This window comes from Bifidobacterium sp. ESL1118, assembly GCF_058505595.1.
The window spans coordinates 467,877-484,816 of record NZ_CP196371.1 but is presented as its reverse complement, the minus strand read 5'-3'; the positions used below and the strand labels follow the sequence as shown (position 1 = coordinate 484,816).

At 55.9% G+C, this 16,940-nt stretch carries 15 protein-coding genes and 2 pseudogenes; 8 read left to right on the top strand and 9 right to left on the bottom strand.

Translation table 11 applies throughout. The features are described from left to right. Positions 1–17 precede the first annotated feature (17 nt). Positions 18–140: a hypothetical protein gene (locus ACSYSS_RS01905; protein WP_491703821.1), complete on the bottom strand. Its 123-nt coding sequence runs from the start codon at positions 138–140 to the stop codon at positions 18–20. 199 nt (positions 141–339) lie between these two features. Then, positions 340–984, bottom strand: a complete 645-nt coding sequence (locus ACSYSS_RS01900; protein ID WP_491703820.1) for a Pr6Pr family membrane protein — start codon at positions 982–984, stop codon at positions 340–342. Positions 985–1,313: 329 nt separating this feature from the next. On the opposite strand from ACSYSS_RS01900, the gene ACSYSS_RS01895 reads away from it, so the two are divergent. Then, entirely contained in the window at positions 1,314–2,684 is a 1,371-nt protein-coding gene (locus ACSYSS_RS01895; RefSeq protein WP_491703819.1) for a nicotinate phosphoribosyltransferase, read from the top strand. A 363-nt stretch (positions 2,685–3,047) separates the two neighbouring features. Here ACSYSS_RS01895 and ACSYSS_RS01890 read toward each other — a convergent pair whose 3' ends face one another. Further along, on the bottom strand, positions 3,048–3,362 hold the full coding sequence (locus ACSYSS_RS01890; RefSeq protein WP_491704173.1) for a DUF3039 domain-containing protein: 315 nt from the start codon (positions 3,360–3,362) through the stop codon (positions 3,048–3,050). Positions 3,363–3,659: 297 nt separating this feature from the next. On the opposite strand from ACSYSS_RS01890, the gene coaD reads away from it, so the two are divergent. From coaD to rnc, 5 genes are all read left to right on the top strand, one after another. Continuing rightward, on the top strand, positions 3,660–4,178 hold the full coding sequence (coaD, locus tag ACSYSS_RS01885; RefSeq protein WP_491703818.1) for a pantetheine-phosphate adenylyltransferase: 519 nt from the start codon (positions 3,660–3,662) through the stop codon (positions 4,176–4,178). Then, on the top strand, positions 4,162–5,220 hold the full coding sequence (locus tag ACSYSS_RS01880) for a cell division protein (protein WP_491703817.1): 1,059 nt from the start codon (positions 4,162–4,164) through the stop codon (positions 5,218–5,220). Before coaD ends, ACSYSS_RS01880 begins: the two co-directional genes overlap by 17 nt. 91 nt (positions 5,221–5,311) lie before the next feature. Beyond that, positions 5,312–5,995 carry a YceD family protein gene (locus ACSYSS_RS01875; RefSeq protein ID WP_491703816.1) on the top strand — a complete coding sequence of 228 codons (684 nt, stop codon included), beginning with the start codon at positions 5,312–5,314 and terminating at the stop codon, positions 5,993–5,995. Between the two features lie 99 nt (positions 5,996–6,094). Next, complete coding sequence (rpmF, locus tag ACSYSS_RS01870; protein ID WP_491703815.1) at positions 6,095–6,289, top strand: 50S ribosomal protein L32; 195 nt, start codon at positions 6,095–6,097, stop codon at positions 6,287–6,289. Positions 6,290–6,753: 464 nt separating this feature from the next. Continuing rightward, the gene (gene rnc, locus ACSYSS_RS01865; RefSeq protein ID WP_491704172.1) at positions 6,754–7,440 is read left to right on the top strand and encodes a ribonuclease III; all 687 of its coding nucleotides are present in this window, start codon (positions 6,754–6,756) and stop codon (positions 7,438–7,440) included. 279 nt (positions 7,441–7,719) lie between these two features. On the opposite strand, the pseudogene ACSYSS_RS01860 reads toward rnc, so the two are convergent. The 3 genes and pseudogenes from ACSYSS_RS01860 to ACSYSS_RS01850 all read right to left on the bottom strand — a co-directional run. Next, positions 7,720–9,003, bottom strand: a pseudogene (locus ACSYSS_RS01860) (ATP-binding cassette domain-containing protein); the annotation flags it as partial. A gap of 74 nt (positions 9,004–9,077) precedes the next feature. Continuing rightward, positions 9,078–9,969: pseudogene (locus ACSYSS_RS01855) on the bottom strand (ABC-F family ATP-binding cassette domain-containing protein); the annotation flags it as partial. A gap of 197 nt (positions 9,970–10,166) precedes the next feature. After that, positions 10,167–11,099 carry an AbaSI family restriction endonuclease gene (locus tag ACSYSS_RS01850; protein WP_491703814.1) on the bottom strand — a complete coding sequence of 311 codons (933 nt, stop codon included), beginning with the start codon at positions 11,097–11,099 and terminating at the stop codon, positions 10,167–10,169. A 255-nt stretch (positions 11,100–11,354) separates the two neighbouring features. Here ACSYSS_RS01850 and ACSYSS_RS01845 point away from each other — a divergent pair, with 255 nt between their 5' ends. Further along, on the top strand, positions 11,355–11,972 hold the full coding sequence (locus ACSYSS_RS01845; protein WP_491703813.1) for a hypothetical protein: 618 nt from the start codon (positions 11,355–11,357) through the stop codon (positions 11,970–11,972). Further along, positions 11,969–12,226 (top strand): hypothetical protein, encoded by a 258-nt coding sequence (locus ACSYSS_RS01840; RefSeq protein WP_491703812.1) that lies wholly within the window; start codon positions 11,969–11,971, stop codon positions 12,224–12,226. Before ACSYSS_RS01845 ends, ACSYSS_RS01840 begins: the two co-directional genes overlap by 4 nt. A gap of 81 nt (positions 12,227–12,307) precedes the next feature. Here the strand turns inward: ACSYSS_RS01840 and ileS are convergent, their stop codons facing one another. The 3 genes from ileS to ACSYSS_RS01825 form a co-directional block, all read right to left on the bottom strand. Next, complete coding sequence (ileS, locus tag ACSYSS_RS01835; protein WP_491704171.1) at positions 12,308–15,673, bottom strand: mupirocin-resistant isoleucine--tRNA ligase; 3,366 nt, start codon at positions 15,671–15,673, stop codon at positions 12,308–12,310. 453 nt (positions 15,674–16,126) lie between these two features. Continuing rightward, the gene (locus ACSYSS_RS01830; RefSeq protein ID WP_491703811.1) at positions 16,127–16,477 is read right to left on the bottom strand and encodes a hypothetical protein; all 351 of its coding nucleotides are present in this window, start codon (positions 16,475–16,477) and stop codon (positions 16,127–16,129) included. Between the two features lie 5 nt (positions 16,478–16,482). Beyond that, on the bottom strand, positions 16,483–16,755 hold the full coding sequence (locus tag ACSYSS_RS01825; RefSeq protein WP_491703810.1) for a hypothetical protein: 273 nt from the start codon (positions 16,753–16,755) through the stop codon (positions 16,483–16,485). Positions 16,756–16,940 lie beyond the last annotated feature (185 nt).

The window sequence follows — 16,940 nt, the reverse complement described above, 5'->3', positions numbered from 1 at the left end:
CCTCTTCTTGTGTTTTTTTACGCACAATGCTCCTCGCGACGCGCTGCAATCACATCGCCTTCCAGCCGCTCACGCTCCCACTCCGTGCTCTCACCACGGTCGCGCAACAGTCGCGCACGTTCACGGCGCATAAAAGTCATAACTGCCGATGGCGGACACCGTCACTCACGTTCAAGCACGCAAGGGGATCGACGCCATCGATGCTTCGGCGGTTTGCAGAACCGCCGCTATTCAGTATAAGCCATAAGCACCCCGAGTGCGAACAAATGGTCGTATTTCCCCGCCCTTTCCTATTGCGATTCGACAGAGAAGGCCCGCCACCAACGGCTCCAGCCGGCCCTAACGGCAGCGAGTGGCACCACCAAGCAGCGGCTTTTCCGGCAAAATCTTGTCTATCAGGAACAGCAGCAGACCGAGCACCACGAAGAACACGAGGCACCCTGCCACATTGACCACTAGCTGGGGCACACCAATCCTCGTCAGATCGATGAAACCGTAAGGGTACGGGTTGCCACCTGCCTCGGGTCCGGAATGAGGCCAAAGCGCGGCACGGATCAGCACGAACGCAAGATAGAACGGGAAGTAGATGAGCCAGGAAAAGATATAGTGCCACTTGAAGCGTCGGTGCGCGTCGAAGAACAGGAAATCAATGGTGGCCATGATCGGCACAGCACGGTGGAGGATCTGGTTGGTCATGATCCCGAAGACATATTTGGCCGTTGCGGGATTGGCAGGCGGCAGCAGCACAGCGGCGATGACGCCGGTGATGATGATGTAGAGCGTGAGCACGCCCTTGAGCCATGCCGGCGGTTGCTTGCCGTCGATGAGGGTGGCCATGCCCGCCCAAACCATGACGAGTCCAAGCACAAAATTCGTTTGGTAGGTAAAATATGTCCAATAACTCGTTGCGACCCATGCCACACTTGTCCATGTGAGACACAGAAATGCAATGCACAAACGGTATATCCCCACAAAATACTTCATGAGCCTTAAGTGTAAATGAGACCACAGAAATAGGAAACAGGGCAATCCGTTATGGCTCACTTGAACGTACAAGCAATCGTCAAACTACACAATTATAATAGGGGTCAACGCTTCACACCTACGACCCGTTTAATTTCCGTACGATTCTGCGGAAAAGGCCGCTCCTTATACTGGATTTGCGCGATGCGGCGTAATCGAAATAGTGGGGCAAAAGACCACACGAAGGGAATTGAGGTGCCGTGATGTTGAGAACCAACCAGAAGCAGCCTATGGAGAACGACCAGTAGGTTCGTTTCGATCCCAACAACACCGCAATCGGAAAGGGCAATATGACCAGCAATTCATCAACCAACACGTTCGAGTCGGCGACTTCCGCCATGTACTCGCCGGCGCTCATGACCGACATGTACGAATACACCATGCTCGATGCCGCGCTCCAGGACGGCACTGCAGACCGCAAAAGCGTGTTCGAGGTCTACACGCGCCATCTGCATGAGGGACGCCGATATGGCGTAGTGGCAGGCACGGGGCGCATCCTCGATGCGCTCAAATACTTCCATTTGAGCGATGACGACCTAACGTTCATGGCCGACAACCACATCGTGAGCCCCGAAACCATCACGTGGCTGGAAAATTTCCGTTTCACCGGCACCATCCGTGGCTACCGCGAAGGCGAAATGTACTTCCCCAACTCCCCCATCCTCCAAGTGGAAGGCACATTTGCGGAATGCACCTTGCTGGAGACACTCGTGCTCTCCATCCTCAACTACGACTCGGCTGTGGCAGCGGCGGCCTCACGCATGAGCACCGCAGCCAAGGGCCGGCCTTGTATGGATATGGGTGGGCGGCGCACCAACGAAGGCGCAGCCGTGGCAGCAGCCCGCGCGGCGGTGGTCGGAGGATTTGGGGGCACCTCAAATCTGCTGGCCGCCAAGCTCTACGGCTTGAAGCCGATCGGCACATCAGCCCATTGCTTCACACTGCTGCACGACAATGAGCGAGATGCCTTCCAGGGACAGGTCGACGCCCTTGGCAAATCCACCACATTGCTGGTGGACACGTACTCCATCGAAGAGGCTGTGAAGACAGCCGTTGATGTGGCCGGTCCGGAGCTCGGCTGCGTGCGCATCGACTCCGGAGACCTCGGGTCCATGGCCCAACGTGTACGCGGCGAGTTGGATGCCTTGGGCGCAACGAACACCAAAATCACCGTGACCAACGACCTGGACGAGTATGCTCTGGCCAGCCTGCAGTCCGCACCTGTGGATTCCTATGGCGTGGGCACCATGTTGGTCACCGGCTCGGGCGCACCCACCTGCGCCATGGTCTACAAGATGACCGAACGCGAGGGCTCGGACGGCGAGATGGTTCCCGTAGGCAAGAAATCGAAGGACAAGGCCAGCGTACCCGGACGCAAGTATGCCTACCGCTCCTATGAATACAACCTGGCGAACACCGAACACGTGGTCTCCGGCAGTGAGGAGAAACTCGCCGAATTCAGCACGCCAGGCGACAAGACTTGGGAGAATCTGCTGGTGGACTACATGGTTGACGGCCAGGTGGATCCGCAGTATCAGGGGCACGATGCCATCATGAACGCCCAAGCCCTTCACACCAAGCAGCTGAGCCGTCTGCCGATCACCGCACAGTCACTGATGAAAGGCGACCCGGCGATCCCCACGCAAATCCAGGTATTGTAACAAGACGAAATCCGAAACCGAACCGCGTGACAAATTTGGGCCGCCTGTATTCCCGATATACAGGTGGCCCAAATTCATGTCCATTGCGTACACATTAATTGCCCCTGAATACGAGGGCAAGTACGTTTCAGTCGAAAATACGGCGTGAAAAGACTGAATTGCACTCACTTAAGCGGTATGTAACTTAAGCGGGTACAATTCGGTCATCTTTACATCAAAAAACGACTGAAATGTACTCACTTCAGGGTGTAGAACGACATAACAGGTACAATCCAGTCACTCGGTGCCCAGCAGATACAGACTGGCGAGAGCGCAACAACATAATGGGTGCAATCCGGCACTGCATAGGCAGACAATGCGCAATCAGCCAGCCATCTGTTCATAGATGCGCTTGCATTCAGGGCAAACGGGGTATTTGGAGGGGTCGTGCCTGGGCTTCCAGATCTTCCCACACAAGGCCACAACCGGCCTGCCAGTACGACGGGACTCCTCAAGCCTGCCTTTGGTGACATAATGGGCGAACCTATCGGCATCACCGTCATCGCTTTTCTGACGTTGCTCCTCGGTCTTTGGCCTCTCGAGCACCGCCGTTCCTCCACTTTGGTAAGGAGAGTCGGGATTCACGGGAGTATCGGCATCGGGTCCATCATACGTACCGAAGGCAGATGCAGTATCCAGAAAACAGACGGCACGGCTCAACTCACTGGGCACAAATGACGCATCGCGCGCCGAAGGCGACTCTGTCCAAGCCAGACCCAAAGCAATTGACTCCACCATATGCTCACATCCCTTCGATGCGCAAGAATTCACAACATCCGAACCACAATAATAAGTCCAAAATAAGTCCAACTACTTAGTATACTTTGCGCCATTGTCTTCCATAGGGTGCAATAACGGTTCGCAGCGAGCATTTCCGTTGCCATTTGCAGTACGTGGAACATACGGTTATCACACTTGCGCGCTATCCTTGGAACCATGACTATAGCAGTGTGCCCCGGCTCTTACGACCCTGTGACAGCCGGTCACTTGGACGTAATCGAACGAAGCGCCCGTATCTTCGGCGAAGTTCATGTCTTAGTAGCCGTCAATTCGGCAAAAACACCATTGTTTTCGCCGCAAACCCGCGTGGACATCATCCGTAGAGCCTTGAAGAAGGACGGGTATTCAGGCATAACGGTGTCATTCACCCACGGTTTGGTAACCGATTACTGCACGAAAGTGGGAGCCACCGCCATTGTCAAAGGACTGCGACAAAACGGCGACTATGAGGCAGAATTGGGCATGGCTCTGGTGAACCGCAAGCTTTCAGGGGTGGAAACCATATTTCTGCCCGCCGACCCGGTGCTCGAACACATCTCAAGCTCAATCGTCAAAGACGTGGCACGCCACGGCGGAGACATCACCGGCATGGTGCCCAACTGCGTAGTTCCCATGCTTACCGAAGCACTGGCGCAAGCCGACCAAAAGGAAAGTCACCATGACAACAGAACGTGAACAAGGTTCAATGCCTGCAAACACAGACTCAAACGACGATATCGACGAAGACATCACGAATGAGAGCAAACCTGTGAAGGCGAGCGACGGGCAACATGTACCAGCCGCCTCCTCAGATTACGAAACCGGGCGCACAGCCGACAAATCCACAGACGGAATAAGCGACGATACAAATAACGTCAGGACAGTCTTACCCAACACCTTGCCCGACGCGAACGGGGGCGGCCAGGCTCCTAACGGCAAAGATCATGCAGAAGACGACGAATACGGCACACAACATGAGCAGTATCAAAGCGCCACCTACTCCTCCACAACCGTCAGCCAGCAAAGCCGGGAGTTCGGCGTGCACAAACCGCAACGGCCGATTTCAGACGACGACTTGCCTGACTTGAGGGAAACAGACAGCACGGAGAACGACGGCCAAAACCGCAATGCAGCACTGAACCATGACGAATTCACAACGGTGTACGACGTCATCGACGAGCTGGACGGCATGCTGGAGAATGCCAAATCCGGCATCCTCTCCCCCAACATGGCGAAAATCGATCGTGAGGAGTTTTCAAATAAGCTCGGAGCATTGAAGACCATGCTTCCGGTGCAGCTCGAGCGCGCCTCGTCTCTTATGCGAGAGGCTGAAAGAAGACTCAACAACGCCCAAGCGCAGGCCAAATCCATTGTGGCCGAGGCACGGAGCACGGCCGTGCAGACACAAAAGGAAGCAGAGGAGCAGGCACAGTTCTTGGCGAGTCACGAACGGGTTACGCAGCTGGCGCAAGAGCGGGCACGGAGCATTGTGGCCGATGCCCAGGCGCAGGCGACAAAACTGGTGCAGGGAGCCGACGGCTACTGCAGCAGCGTCATGGGCAGTCTGCAGGAACAGCTCACCAAATACGGCAATGACGTAGCCAACGGCATTAACGTGCTCAAGCAGCGTGAAGAGGAGGCTGCCCGGCAGCTTTCGCAAACGCAAACAGAGCGAAACCAAACGGTACAATCCGACCGGGGCAACGGGAATTCCGCTCAGAGCGCTAGCGGGAAATAGCATGGAGTGTGCAAATATCATACAATGATTCCAGCAAGAATCCCGGTGGATTTCGTTTGCGGCACTCATCGACAAGAAAGCAACGTAACGTATGAACACACACGAAAAGCAAGAATCCATTCAAGATAGGCACGCCCATCCCGACCAGTCGCCTTGGGCACTGGCTGTTGGGGAAGTAGCCTCCAGGCCCGGTCAAAGCAAGAGCATCAACACCAACCTGCCTGCTCCCAGCGGCATCGGCGACGAAGTGATCGGCATCAAGGAAGGCGAGCCTGTGAACGTAAGCGGATCCTTCGATTCGATTGCTGATGGCTTGGTTTTCGCCGGAACGCTTGACGCTCCCGTTCATGCGGAATGCACTCGATGCCTTACCCCGATCAACCGTAGTTGGAAATTCGACGTCGTCTCCTTCTTCCCCTATGACTCCGCTGTGGCGGCATCGGCAGCGAACCAACCACGTGGTGGCAGGCGTACCGCAAAAGGCGAATACGACATCGTTGCGGATCAGGACGAATCAGAGGACGTATACCCGCTGAGCCCTGACAAGGAATACGCCGATTTCGAGGCGCTATTGCGCGACACACTTGTAGAAGGACTCCCCCTACAGCCCCTATGCAGGCCGGACTGCCAAGGTTTGTGCCCACAATGCGGCGTGAATCTCAATGACAATCCTGGCCACCACCACGACGTGACGGACGACCGGTTCTCGGCGTTGCAGGGACTTAAGGAGCAGCTTGAGCAGCAGGAACGTGATTCAACGGGCAGGAAAGCCTAAGCCCCAGCCACCAAGACACGGCTGGAGGCGAAATGTATGGAAGCCACGTTAGAATATACTTCGCTTAAGCACGTAAGTTCGAACGAATAGAGGATTATCATGGCACTGCCAAAGTACAAGACTTCGCGAGCCAATACGCATACACGCCGTTCGGCGTGGAAGGCGCAAGCGGTGAAGACCGTGGCCTGCCCCAACTGCGGAGCACCAACCAAGGCCCACATGGCTTGCCCGAGCTGTGGCTCCTACAACGGCCGCATCTACCGCGAAGCCATCAGCGCGACGCTGAGCAAGTGAGTAAACGCGCCAGCAATAAACACATGGCATCTTGAAGAACCCTACCATCGACGGGTGGTGGGGTTCTTTTGGTATGAAATATGGGAAAAGTGTGGCTTCGCATATGAAAAAGCATGATTCGACTGTGCCAATTCGTTCAGTGAGCACGTTCCCACGGTAAAGGACGTAACAACCATCTGACAATCGTTGGAAAATCAACGTCTTAGAATCAAGGATCCTGTAGGTCAGCGTCAAAAGCACACACTGAACAAACAGCCCTTTGCAGGCCAGACTTTTGAGGTAACAATATGACAGAATCAGACAAGCGATCCACATCGACCGCTGAAAACAGCAAGCAAGATAACGGCGGCTACGGTACCACGCACCTAGCAGCAGCCGAGGCCGGCACCCGCGAGGAAGAGCGTGGCAATGCAGCACGTGATGCACTGCTGAACCGTTTGGGCACCACACTTTCGCCCGACATCATGGTGCAGGCACTCACCCATCGCTCATTCTCCCACGAGCACGAGGGAGCACCAAACTACGAACGATTGGAATTCTTAGGCGATGCCGTGCTTGAACTGGTGGCAACGGAAACCCTGTACCGAGACCACCCCGACATGAACGAAGGGCAGCTGGCCAAGATGCGGGCGGTGGCAGTAGCCGAACCAGCCCTTGCCAAAATCGCACGGGAGAAACTGCAGGTGGGTCCCTACATCCTGCTCGGACACGGCGAAATGGAAGACCACGGATCCGAGAAAAGCTCGATTCTCTGCGACATCACCGAGTCGCTCATCGGGGCAACATTCGTGGAGCACGGCATTGACGAGGCGCGTAAAGTGGTGCATCGACTTGTGGACGATACGCTGGCAGAGGTGGCCACCGAAGGCCCCGCACTCGATTGGAAGACATCATTCACCGTCAAGGCACACGAGATGGGACTCGGCGAGACCTGCTATCGCATGGCTGTGGGCGGCTCACAGACCGCGCCGGAGTTCACCGCCGAGGCGATGGTGAGCAGCTCGGACAAAGTGCTGGGCCGCGCCACCGGTAGCAGCAAGCGCAAGGCCCAGCTTAAGGCGGCGGAGATGGCATGGCACGAGCTCGATGACCATCCCGAAGCGCACCCGGCACTGCACGAACATCTCCGCAAACGCCATCACAAGGGCTAAAGTTTTCGGAAATTCATTCAGCGAGCACTTTTCCATAGGAATGGCTGTTTTCTTACATTCAGGAACATTGGAAAACGGCCGTTTCTGTTTTTGTCTTGCCAAATTTCCAAGAAAAAGTGCTCACTGAATGAATTCTCTCCTCTAAAAATCAGGATTCTACATCACTGTGACGGCGTCACAAATCAAAGGTCGACGCTCCACTCCCTCATTTACTTATTCTGTTTCCCGCAACCTGCTACCAATCACGACAATGAATGTCGCTTTTGGTAGCAGAAAGGATTACTCAATCTGCTCGGAGAGATCCATCCATTCGGCTTCCAAGGCCTCGGATTCGGCCGTGTTGGATTGGAGTTGTCTATTGAGCTTGGCAAGCCCCTCAAAATCGCTAGGGTCGTAAGTGGCCATCTGTGACTCAATATCCTTCTTTGCCTCTTCCAGCTTGGCCAACTTACGCTCGATGGCGGAGACACGGCGGGTGACATCGTGGAAGGCCTTTCCTGTCAGCTTGGGCTCATTGTCTGAGGCACTATCATCTGCACTTCCGGCATTGGAATCATGGGATTTGCCGCCATCCGCATCTGAAGAACGACCTGAACCCGCCGAACCGGACTTGCGTTTGCCTACGTTTCCAGCATTTCCGCCGTTGAGTTCATCAAGGGTCTCACCATGCTCGATGCGCTGCACCATGTCGAGGTAATCATCCACCCCACCAGGCAGATGACGCACCTTGCCGCCGATGAGTGCGAACTGCTGGTCCGTGACACGCTCAAGCAGGTAACGGTCGTGCGAGACCACAATGAGCGTACCAGGCCAGGAGTCGAGCAAATCCTCCATAACGGCGAGCATGTCAGTGTCAAGGTCGTTGCCCGGCTCATCCAGAATCAGAACGTTCGGCTCATCGAGCAGAATGAGCAACAACTGCATACGGCGCTTCTGACCGCCGGAAAGGTCTTTGATGGGTGTCATCAACTGGGCGGCGGAAAAACCGAGCCGCTCCATGAGCTGGCCCGTGGTCACTTCCTTGCCATCGAGCTCGTAGGTGGGCTTGTAACGGCTCAAAACCTCCTTGATCTTGTATTTGCCAAGTTTCTCCAGCTCATCAAGCTGCTGGGAAAGCACGGCGAATTTGACCGTCTTGCCGATTTTCACATGGCCTACAGTGGGCTGCAGACTGCCATCGATAATCTTGAGGAGGGTGGATTTGCCCGCGCCGTTGGCACCAACGATGCCAAAACGATCGCCCGGGCCTATAAGCCAAGTGACATCGTTGAGCACCTTGCGGCCCGAGATAGTGACGGCCTTGGCTGCAGAAGTGACTTGATTCGCCACTTCCTCCGGCTCTTTCTCTTCGCCAGCCTCGGAACCATCGGCGGATTGACGAACGGAATCAGCGGAACCTGCATGCCCAGCATCCGACTTTTCGTCCAGCTCATCATTCTTGCGGGTTTGCGGCCTGGCATCAACCAATCTTTCGTCATCCAAATCATTCACATTGAGCCGAACCGAACCAATGACCTTCGGTTCCTCGTATAACGCCGGAACCACATTGATCTGACTGGCTGAGGGGCTCTTGGATTCATCGGGGCCCTGTCCCTGTGCAGCGGGGCTTTTATCCGCCGATACGCCTGGTTCATACTGATAGATCTGGGTGATGCCGGTCAAATCGACCACCTGCTTGCCCAAACGGGACGTGGCCATACGTTTCAGTTCCAAAGTGTTGCGCAACGGCGGCACATCATCGATTAATTCGTGCGCCTGCTTGACATGGAACTTCTGCTTTGTGGCTCGGGCTCGGGCGCCACGGGTGAGCCAAGCCAACTCCTTACGAGCCAGATTGCGCCTGCGCTCCTCACGAATATCGGCCTGACGGTCACGCTCGACGCGCTGGAGCATATAGGCGCTGTAACCGCCTTCGAACGGGTCGATCACCCCGTCGTGCACCTCCCACATCGATTCACACACCTCGTCGAGGAACCAACGGTCATGGGTGACCAGAAGCAACGCGCCCTGCCCTTTGCCCCAGCGGCTTTTCAGATGCTCTGCAAGCCAGTGAATGGTGACGATGTCCAGATGATTCGTAGGCTCATCAAGTGCAAGGATGTCCCAATCTTTCAGCAGAAGCCTGGTCAAATCGACACGACGCCGCTGACCGCCGGAAAGGGAACCGACCTTGGCCTCCAGGCTCAGCCCGCCAAGAAGCGCCTCAACGATTTCACGCGAACGAGTGTCGGAGGCCCATTCGTAGTCTTGACGACCTTCGAGAGCAGCGGCGCGTACCGTGGCATCGTCATCCAAGGCGTCCCGTTGCCTCAAGATGCCGAAGGTGATGCCGTTCCTCCGCGTGACTTGGCCGGAATCTGGAGTGCGAGCGCCCGAAAGCAGCTGCAGCAGTGTAGATTTGCCGTCTCCGTTACGGCCCACGATGCCGATACGGTCCCCCTCATTGACGCCTTGCGTCACATCGGTGAAGATGGTCTTGGTGGCAAATTCCAGAGATACGTGTTCAAGTCCCAAATCAAAAGTAGGCATAATAAGTTAATGGTAACGCCCACGGCGGGCATTGCACTTGCGCCAAAGCAAAACCTCACAGTCATAGCCGCATTCGGCAGAACCCGGAACAGGCTTGGGCCTCATCACAATGCAATCTGGCACAACAGCAGACAATACCCATTCAGCTCAATCGCGGACACCAGACATCTCCGCTGAGCCAACCAATGCGCTCGGCTTCATGAGTGGATGATGTCAAAATCCTCTCGAATACGTCTATAATGTCTGCATCGGTTGCTCCGCAACGTTCTATTGTCATCACGCTCAAACACGCCGACGAACCTGTACACCGATTCATTGGACATCGGATCGAACATGTACATGAACACAATGCGCCGTTCACCTGTCGCGTCATCCAACGCGTCGTGGCCCTCGTTGCGCTCGTATATTTCCTTGCCATCATCGCTGAGAACATTGTTCCACTGTCCTGCAACGGCGTGCCCCGCCACCGTACGCTTGGGGAACCAAGCACGTGCCGACCCCAAGTAATTCCGGACATGGAGGAGAGGGCGCTGCAACCCCTCATAACCCGCCTGGAAAATCACATTGCAGGCCTGGACCATGGTTCGGAAGCCAACGGCATCGTCAACACTGATGCGTTTCTTATCCCGGTAATACCGCTCCGGCGAATTGCTGGATTCTTCCCAAGGCCGAAAAGCCCCATCGACCTGCATCTCACGTTTGCGTCGTTTCAACCGCTCAACGACATTGTCGATCTGCTCATCAAAGTCTTGCAATGAAATCATGGAGTCGTCTACCATGTCGGGCTCATTGGTTCCCGGCACCCTCTTGAACACATCGACGTTGAGCGGCACATACTGCTCAACGTGGCGAACTTGATCCAAGATGTCTATGATGTCGATTCTGCGCGCCTCATCGCGCTCGCCGTTCGCCCGGTGATACATCTCATTGCACTCGATGCCCATGTTCAGCTGAGGAAAATACAAATCGATGAAATACCGGTGAGTGGAATCCTTGATGATCAGCTGTTGCGTGACAGGCTTCAGATCAGAGTCACCCAGCCTGTTCCACACGGCGTTCACCACATAATTCTCATAATCCTTGCGCTTCGTCCTTGATAACGTACGAACCGAATATCTGAGCTTGTCCATAAACCCTTCCTGGTAGACCGACTTGTAGGCAATACTATATATTCGTCAGCGACCCAGATCCCAGCATCATCATACAGCCGCGTCGACGGGACATCTGAGATGCAGATCGATTAGCAGATACAGAACATTCAAACACCGCAACACGCCAAGAGGCGAAATCAGCCAGGCACCTATCCACAGACACTTGTGTGGCTTTACTTCCACGTTCTCGCTCTGATACGTTGACTTCATCAAGACGAAGAAAGGAGGAAGCCTGTGAATTGGTATGAGCTGCTCAACACCGCCGTGCAACGTAGTGCCGACATCGCCACCGTCATCGGTGTGATCAGTGTGATCATGGCGGTCTTTACGTATCGCAAAACGGTGCGCTACCGAAGCCAGGACGACGAAATCCGATTGGTTGAGAACTCCATCAAGGTGATGGGAATCTTCAACGACATCTGCATTCCGCAAATGGCCACATACCAAAAGCGGTTCGAGGCAGACTTTGCCTTGCGTAAACGCAACAGCATCAAGGACGGGCAACACAAAATGCAGAATTCCTCGGCATTCCCCATGAATATATCCCTTGAACATCAGCTCCGACAACAGGCACAACTTACAGCAAACGTCGGATCCATATTCGAAAAGCTTGAGCAATTATGCACATACATCATCCACGATATGACTATGGACAGCATCGTATATGCAGACCTTCATCTACTCTTCATGGATTTCATCCAAAACAATAAAGACTCACTCAACGCGCTCACCACAGCAGACAGACCTTTTACGGGGATCCACCTCACTTACGAGCGGTGGCACAATCGTTCAGAACGGGATAGGATAGATTCAGCACAGGCATACTCTCATACGAAGGCGGGCATATTATGATTTTCCATAGACGCAAGCGTACAAAAGACTCTGAGCGTAATGCTGACCAGCTGCAGACAAGCAGCATCCCCAATGATGGGAAACCTGCAGAGATGAGCGAATACGACAAAGAAGTTGCAAGAGTCAATGCAATTCTCCTCAAAAAAGCAGAAAAAGAGACGCAAAGAATAATTGACGAACAGCGCGCCCACCCGCAGGTAGTCAACGTGTTTGCCGAGTATGACCACTTGCTGCGCAAGACATTTGGAGACTGAGCCGTAGGGAAATATGCAAAACTCCGTCATATCCTGTCAGAATTCGGCAGGATATGACGGAGTTTCTTGGTTGAGTGCCAGCTAGGCCTTGGCGACCTCGACCTTCAGCTCCTTGACATCTGCATTGGCAGAGACACTCATCCGCGTGGCGAGCGTCTCCTGGGCGATGAGATCATGGAACTGATCTACCTTCGGCTCGTCGACGGCAGGCACCGTGAGCGAGAGCACGATGCGGTCGGTGACATCGAGACCGGCGGCCTTACGGGCGTCCTGCACCGCACGAATGGTGTCTCGAGCATAGCCTTCGGCCAACAAATCATCGTCAAGCTCAGTGTCGAGGATGACGAAGCCGCCGGAAGGCAGTGCTGCCGACACATCGTTCTTCTTGTCGGCCTCGCTCTCCTCCTCGACTTGATTGACCAGCGTGTATTCGCCATCCTGCAGCTCAATATCGCCGTCGGCGGTGTGAACCACAGGGGCGCCGGACTCGCCAACCCGCCAATCGCCGGATTTGGCGGCACGAATGGCAAACTGCACCCGTTTGCCAAGCCTCGGGCCGGCAGCGCGGGCATTGACTTTAAGGTCGTGCACAATCTTCAGCCCTTGCTTTGCGGCATCGGCAAGCTCGCAGAATTCAACGTCTTTCACATTGAGCTCGGACTTGAGCAGCGGCTCGTAGGCACGCACAGCCTCTGGATCCTCCACCAGAACGGTGAGCTTCGCCAACGGCTGACGCACACGGATCTGGCTGGACTTACGCAGAGACAACGTGGCGGAAACCACGGCGCGCACCTTCTCCATAGCCTCCACCAACGCAGAATCATCAACGAGCACCGCGCCAAGTTCGATGTCGGTGCCATGTTCCAGCTGACTCTCGGATTCGGCGTTCGCGCCTACGCTGCGGGTCTCCTCGTCCTGCTTGGTCACGAACGGCCACTCCACAAGATGAACGGACTCCCCACCCGTCAGCCCACGCCAAATGGTCTCGGCCTCCATAGGAGCCAGCGGAGCAAGCACGCGCATGAACACCTCAAGCACGGTGTACAGCGTGTTGAACGCATTCTCGTCCTCATTCCAGAAGCGCTCGCGCGTATTGCGGATGTACCAGTTGGTGAGCACATCGATGAAGTCCTGGGTTGCGGCGCAGGCATCGGAGATGGCAAACGTGTCGAGCGCATGCTCAACGGCGACGATCAGTTGACGCGTACGAGCCAAAAGATAACGGTCCATGCGTGGCAATCCAGCCACCTCGTCGGCACGCAGCCGGCGGGCCTCATAGCCGTTGCCGTGGTTGGCGGCATTTGCGTAGAGGGTGAAGAAGTAATACGAGCTCCACACCGGCAGCATGACCTGACGCACAGTGTCGCGAATGCCGTCGGCGGTGACGATGAGGTTGCCGCCGCGAAGGATCGGCGAGCTCATGAGGAACCAGCGCATGGCGTCTGAGCCGAAATCGTTGAACACACCGTTGACGTCCGGGTAGTTGCGCAGATGCTTGCTCATTTTGAGACCGTCGCTGCCCAGCACGATGCCGTGGCAGATCACGTTCTTGAACGCCGGCTTGTCGAAGAGGGCAGTGGCCATGACATGCAGCACGTAGAACCAGCCACGGGTCTGGCCGATGTATTCCACCACATAATCCGCCGGGAAGTGCTGCTCGAAGTACTCCTTGTTCTCGAAGGGGTAATGGAACTGGGCGAACGGCATGGATCCGGACTCGAACCAGCAGTCCAGCACGTCGCTGATGCGGTGCATATGCGACTTGCCGGTGGGATCGTCGGGGTTTGGCCGCGTCAGGTTGTCGATGTAGGGCCGGTGCATGTTGACCTTGCCTTCGCCGTCACGTGGGTAGTCGCCGAAATCGTTCTTCAGTTCCTCAAGCGAGCCGTACACGTCCACGCGCGGATGAGCCGGGTCGTCCGAGACCCACACAGGAATCGGCGAACCCCAGAACCGGTTGCGGGAGATGGACCAGTCACGGGCATTGGCCAGCCACTTGCCGAACTGGCCGTCCTTGACATTGCCGGGAATCCAGTTGATGAGCTGGTTGTTGGCGAGCAGGCGGTCCTTGATCTTCGTCACCGAGACGAACCAGGAGGAGACCGGCTTGTAAATCAGCGGAGTTCCACAGCGCCAGCAGTGCGGATAGGAGTGCACGTAGCTCTTCTCCTCGAAAAGCAGGGCGCGCCGTTCCTCCGGGATGCGGGCCAGCGGGCCATCGCCGTTGCGGAGGTTGCGCACGATGGGCATGTTCGCGTCGAAGACGTACATGCCTTCATAGTCCGGGCAGGCGGAGGTGAAGGTGCAGCTGGCGTCGAGCACGTCGGTGGAATTGATGCCGTTGGCGTTGAGGGTGTTCATATCGTCCTCACCATAGGGAGCCTGGTGCACCAGGCCGGTGCCCTCGACAGTGTCTACGTAGTCGGCGGTGAGGATCTGATAGGCGTTCGGGCCGGGGACGTGGCCTTCGGACTCCGCCTCGTCCCCGGCAAAGTACGGAAACACCGGCCAGTAGCGCCAGCCGGCCATCTCACTGCCCTTCAGCGTGCGAATCACCTCGTAGTTCTCGCCGAGCACCTTGGCATAGTTCTTGAGCGTGGGCTCGCCCAGGTAGAACTTCTTGCCGGCGAACTTGCCCTCGGTGGGGCGCACCTCCACGTAGTCGATGTCGGCACCGACCACGATGAGGAAGTTGGTGGGCGTGGTCCAAGGGGTGGTGGTCCAGAAGACGGCGTAGGCATCGTCCTCGTCGCGCAGCTTGACGGCAACCGAAACGGTGGTGTCCTGCCTGTCCTGATACACGTCATCGTCCATGCGCAGCTCGTGCGCGGAGAGCGGCGTGCGGTCCTTGGGGCAATACGGCAGCACGCGGTAGCCCTCGTAGGCCAAGCCCTTGTCGTACAAGGACTTGAAGGCCCACATCACGGACTCCATATATGTGGTGTTAAGCGTCTTGTAGCCGTGTTCGAAGTCCACCCAGCGGGCCTGGCGATGCACGTAGGTCTGCCATTCGTTGGTGTACTTCAGCACGGACTTGCGGCAGGCATCGTTGAACTTCTCGATGCCCATCTCCTCGATCTGATCGACCGACTCGATGCCCAGTTCCTTCTGCGCCTCAAGCTCGGCGGGCAGGCCGTGCGTGTCCCAGCCGAAGACACGCTTGACCTTGCGCCCCTTCATGGTCTGGTAACGGGGAATCACATCCTTGGCATAGCCGGTGAGCAGATGGCCGTAATGCGGCAGGCCGTTGGCAAACGGCGGACCGTCGAAGAAGACGAACTCGTTGTCGCTGTGGTCGCCGGAAGGGTTACGCTCCACCGACTTGTTGAAGGTGTCGTCCTTGTCCCAATAGTCAAGCACCGACTCCTCAAGCTTGGGGAAACTCGGATTTGGCGCCACATGCTCCGACTGCCCGCCGACCGTGGCCTTGGGATAAACATGTGACAGCTCTTGTGCAGCCGTAGAATTAGTAGATTGGCTCACCGTGACGCTCCTCGCTCGCAGGTACATTCCTGCGAGGACGAACAGCCGAATTGCCGGCCGCCGCGGTACCACCCCGCTTGTTGCGCGTCTTGCTGCAGAAGCTTTGAGCACCCGCTACCGCAGAACTTGCCGACTAGCAACGCCATATACTTCAACATCAGCGCAACCGCTTGAAACGGGCTATGCGGGCCCACCCGTCGGTTCTACTAAGTCAACATTTCGAATCGCACACGCCACGTCAGTAACGCGAGCGCGACAACATCGACCGTTCTTCCGAAAGCTCCCCGCCGATAACGGATCAGTGCCTTTATAAGACTGTACTATAGCATCGTTGCCGGATGAGTAGGGCGCGATGACCATAGATTGAAAATCGCTGCCCACACCCGTACCAGCCAAGCAATGCCGCGGCCTTCTTCTTTAAACTGCTTGCGGACTAAGGGATGCATGATGACGGACCAGATACTCATTGACGGCCTTGCGGATGAGTGCCGACGTGCTAGTATGTTCGGCCTTCGCACTGCGCGCGGCCCAATCGGCCTGTGCCTTTGTTGTACGGACCTTCCAGTTCTCCTTGGCCGTCTGATGCTCATCAAGTCTGGGGCGGCCCACAAATATGGCCACGAGATCGTCATCGTTCATCGCCGGCGCATCCGAATCGCGATATATGGGGTGGCCGCCAGGCTCCAACTCGCCGGATTCGGCCATCTCAGCGAGCACGTCAGTCCGCTCGCGATCAGACATCGTCTCCCATTGTTGCCTGGATACCATATCCATCATCTTCCCTTTCGATACATGAGGTACCGCCATTTCGGCCCGACCGGCATGGCATGGAACGCATGAAGTGTGCCGTCATGCCACATGGAGACCGCAACCTCTAGCCAATCAGAGTTCAATGCCCCTGCATGCGGCGGACCAACGAACATGAATGTCGGCTCTCCTGGGATACCTTTGAAATCGTCATAAGCGTCGGCATGGAGCATAGCGTACCGTATCTCCTCGTCTTCACATCCGTGCTTTCGTGCGGACCGCTCGATTTCAATCAACATGAATATATCATACCACAAATTATGGGCACAAATAGGTAACACAATATTGTTCCGCCATCTTATGAAACAGCTGAGCATACAGAATAGGCACCGCCAATGCCAATGACCACCGCAAAAGATATGCTGGAAGCATACATTTATGTACATTTCCTCACATAACCATATGACGGATGAGAGCGGCTGCG

Excerpts from the sequence above, each read along its gene's own strand:
- ACSYSS_RS01905 (WP_491703821.1), bottom strand. The coding sequence starts at position 140 with ATGACTTTTATGCGCCGTGAACGTGCGCGACTGTTGCGCGACCGTGGT.
- ACSYSS_RS01900 (WP_491703820.1), bottom strand. The coding sequence starts at position 984 with ATGAAGTATTTTGTGGGGATATACCGTTTGTGCATTGCATTTCTGTGT.
- ACSYSS_RS01895 (WP_491703819.1), top strand. The coding sequence starts at position 1,314 with ATGACCAGCAATTCATCAACCAACACGTTCGAGTCGGCGACTTCCGCC.
- coaD (WP_491703818.1), top strand. The coding sequence starts at position 3,660 with ATGACTATAGCAGTGTGCCCCGGCTCTTACGACCCTGTGACAGCCGGT.
- ACSYSS_RS01880 (WP_491703817.1), top strand. The coding sequence starts at position 4,162 with ATGACAACAGAACGTGAACAAGGTTCAATGCCTGCAAACACAGACTCA.
- ACSYSS_RS01875 (WP_491703816.1), top strand. The coding sequence starts at position 5,312 with ATGAACACACACGAAAAGCAAGAATCCATTCAAGATAGGCACGCCCAT.
- rpmF (WP_491703815.1), top strand. The coding sequence starts at position 6,095 with ATGGCACTGCCAAAGTACAAGACTTCGCGAGCCAATACGCATACACGC.
- rnc (WP_491704172.1), top strand. The coding sequence starts at position 6,754 with ATGGTGCAGGCACTCACCCATCGCTCATTCTCCCACGAGCACGAGGGA.
- ACSYSS_RS01850 (WP_491703814.1), bottom strand. The coding sequence starts at position 11,099 with ATGGACAAGCTCAGATATTCGGTTCGTACGTTATCAAGGACGAAGCGC.
- ACSYSS_RS01840 (WP_491703812.1), top strand. The coding sequence starts at position 11,969 with ATGATTTTCCATAGACGCAAGCGTACAAAAGACTCTGAGCGTAATGCT.
- ACSYSS_RS01830 (WP_491703811.1), bottom strand. The coding sequence starts at position 16,477 with ATGGTATCCAGGCAACAATGGGAGACGATGTCTGATCGCGAGCGGACT.
- ACSYSS_RS01825 (WP_491703810.1), bottom strand. The coding sequence starts at position 16,755 with ATGTTGATTGAAATCGAGCGGTCCGCACGAAAGCACGGATGTGAAGAC.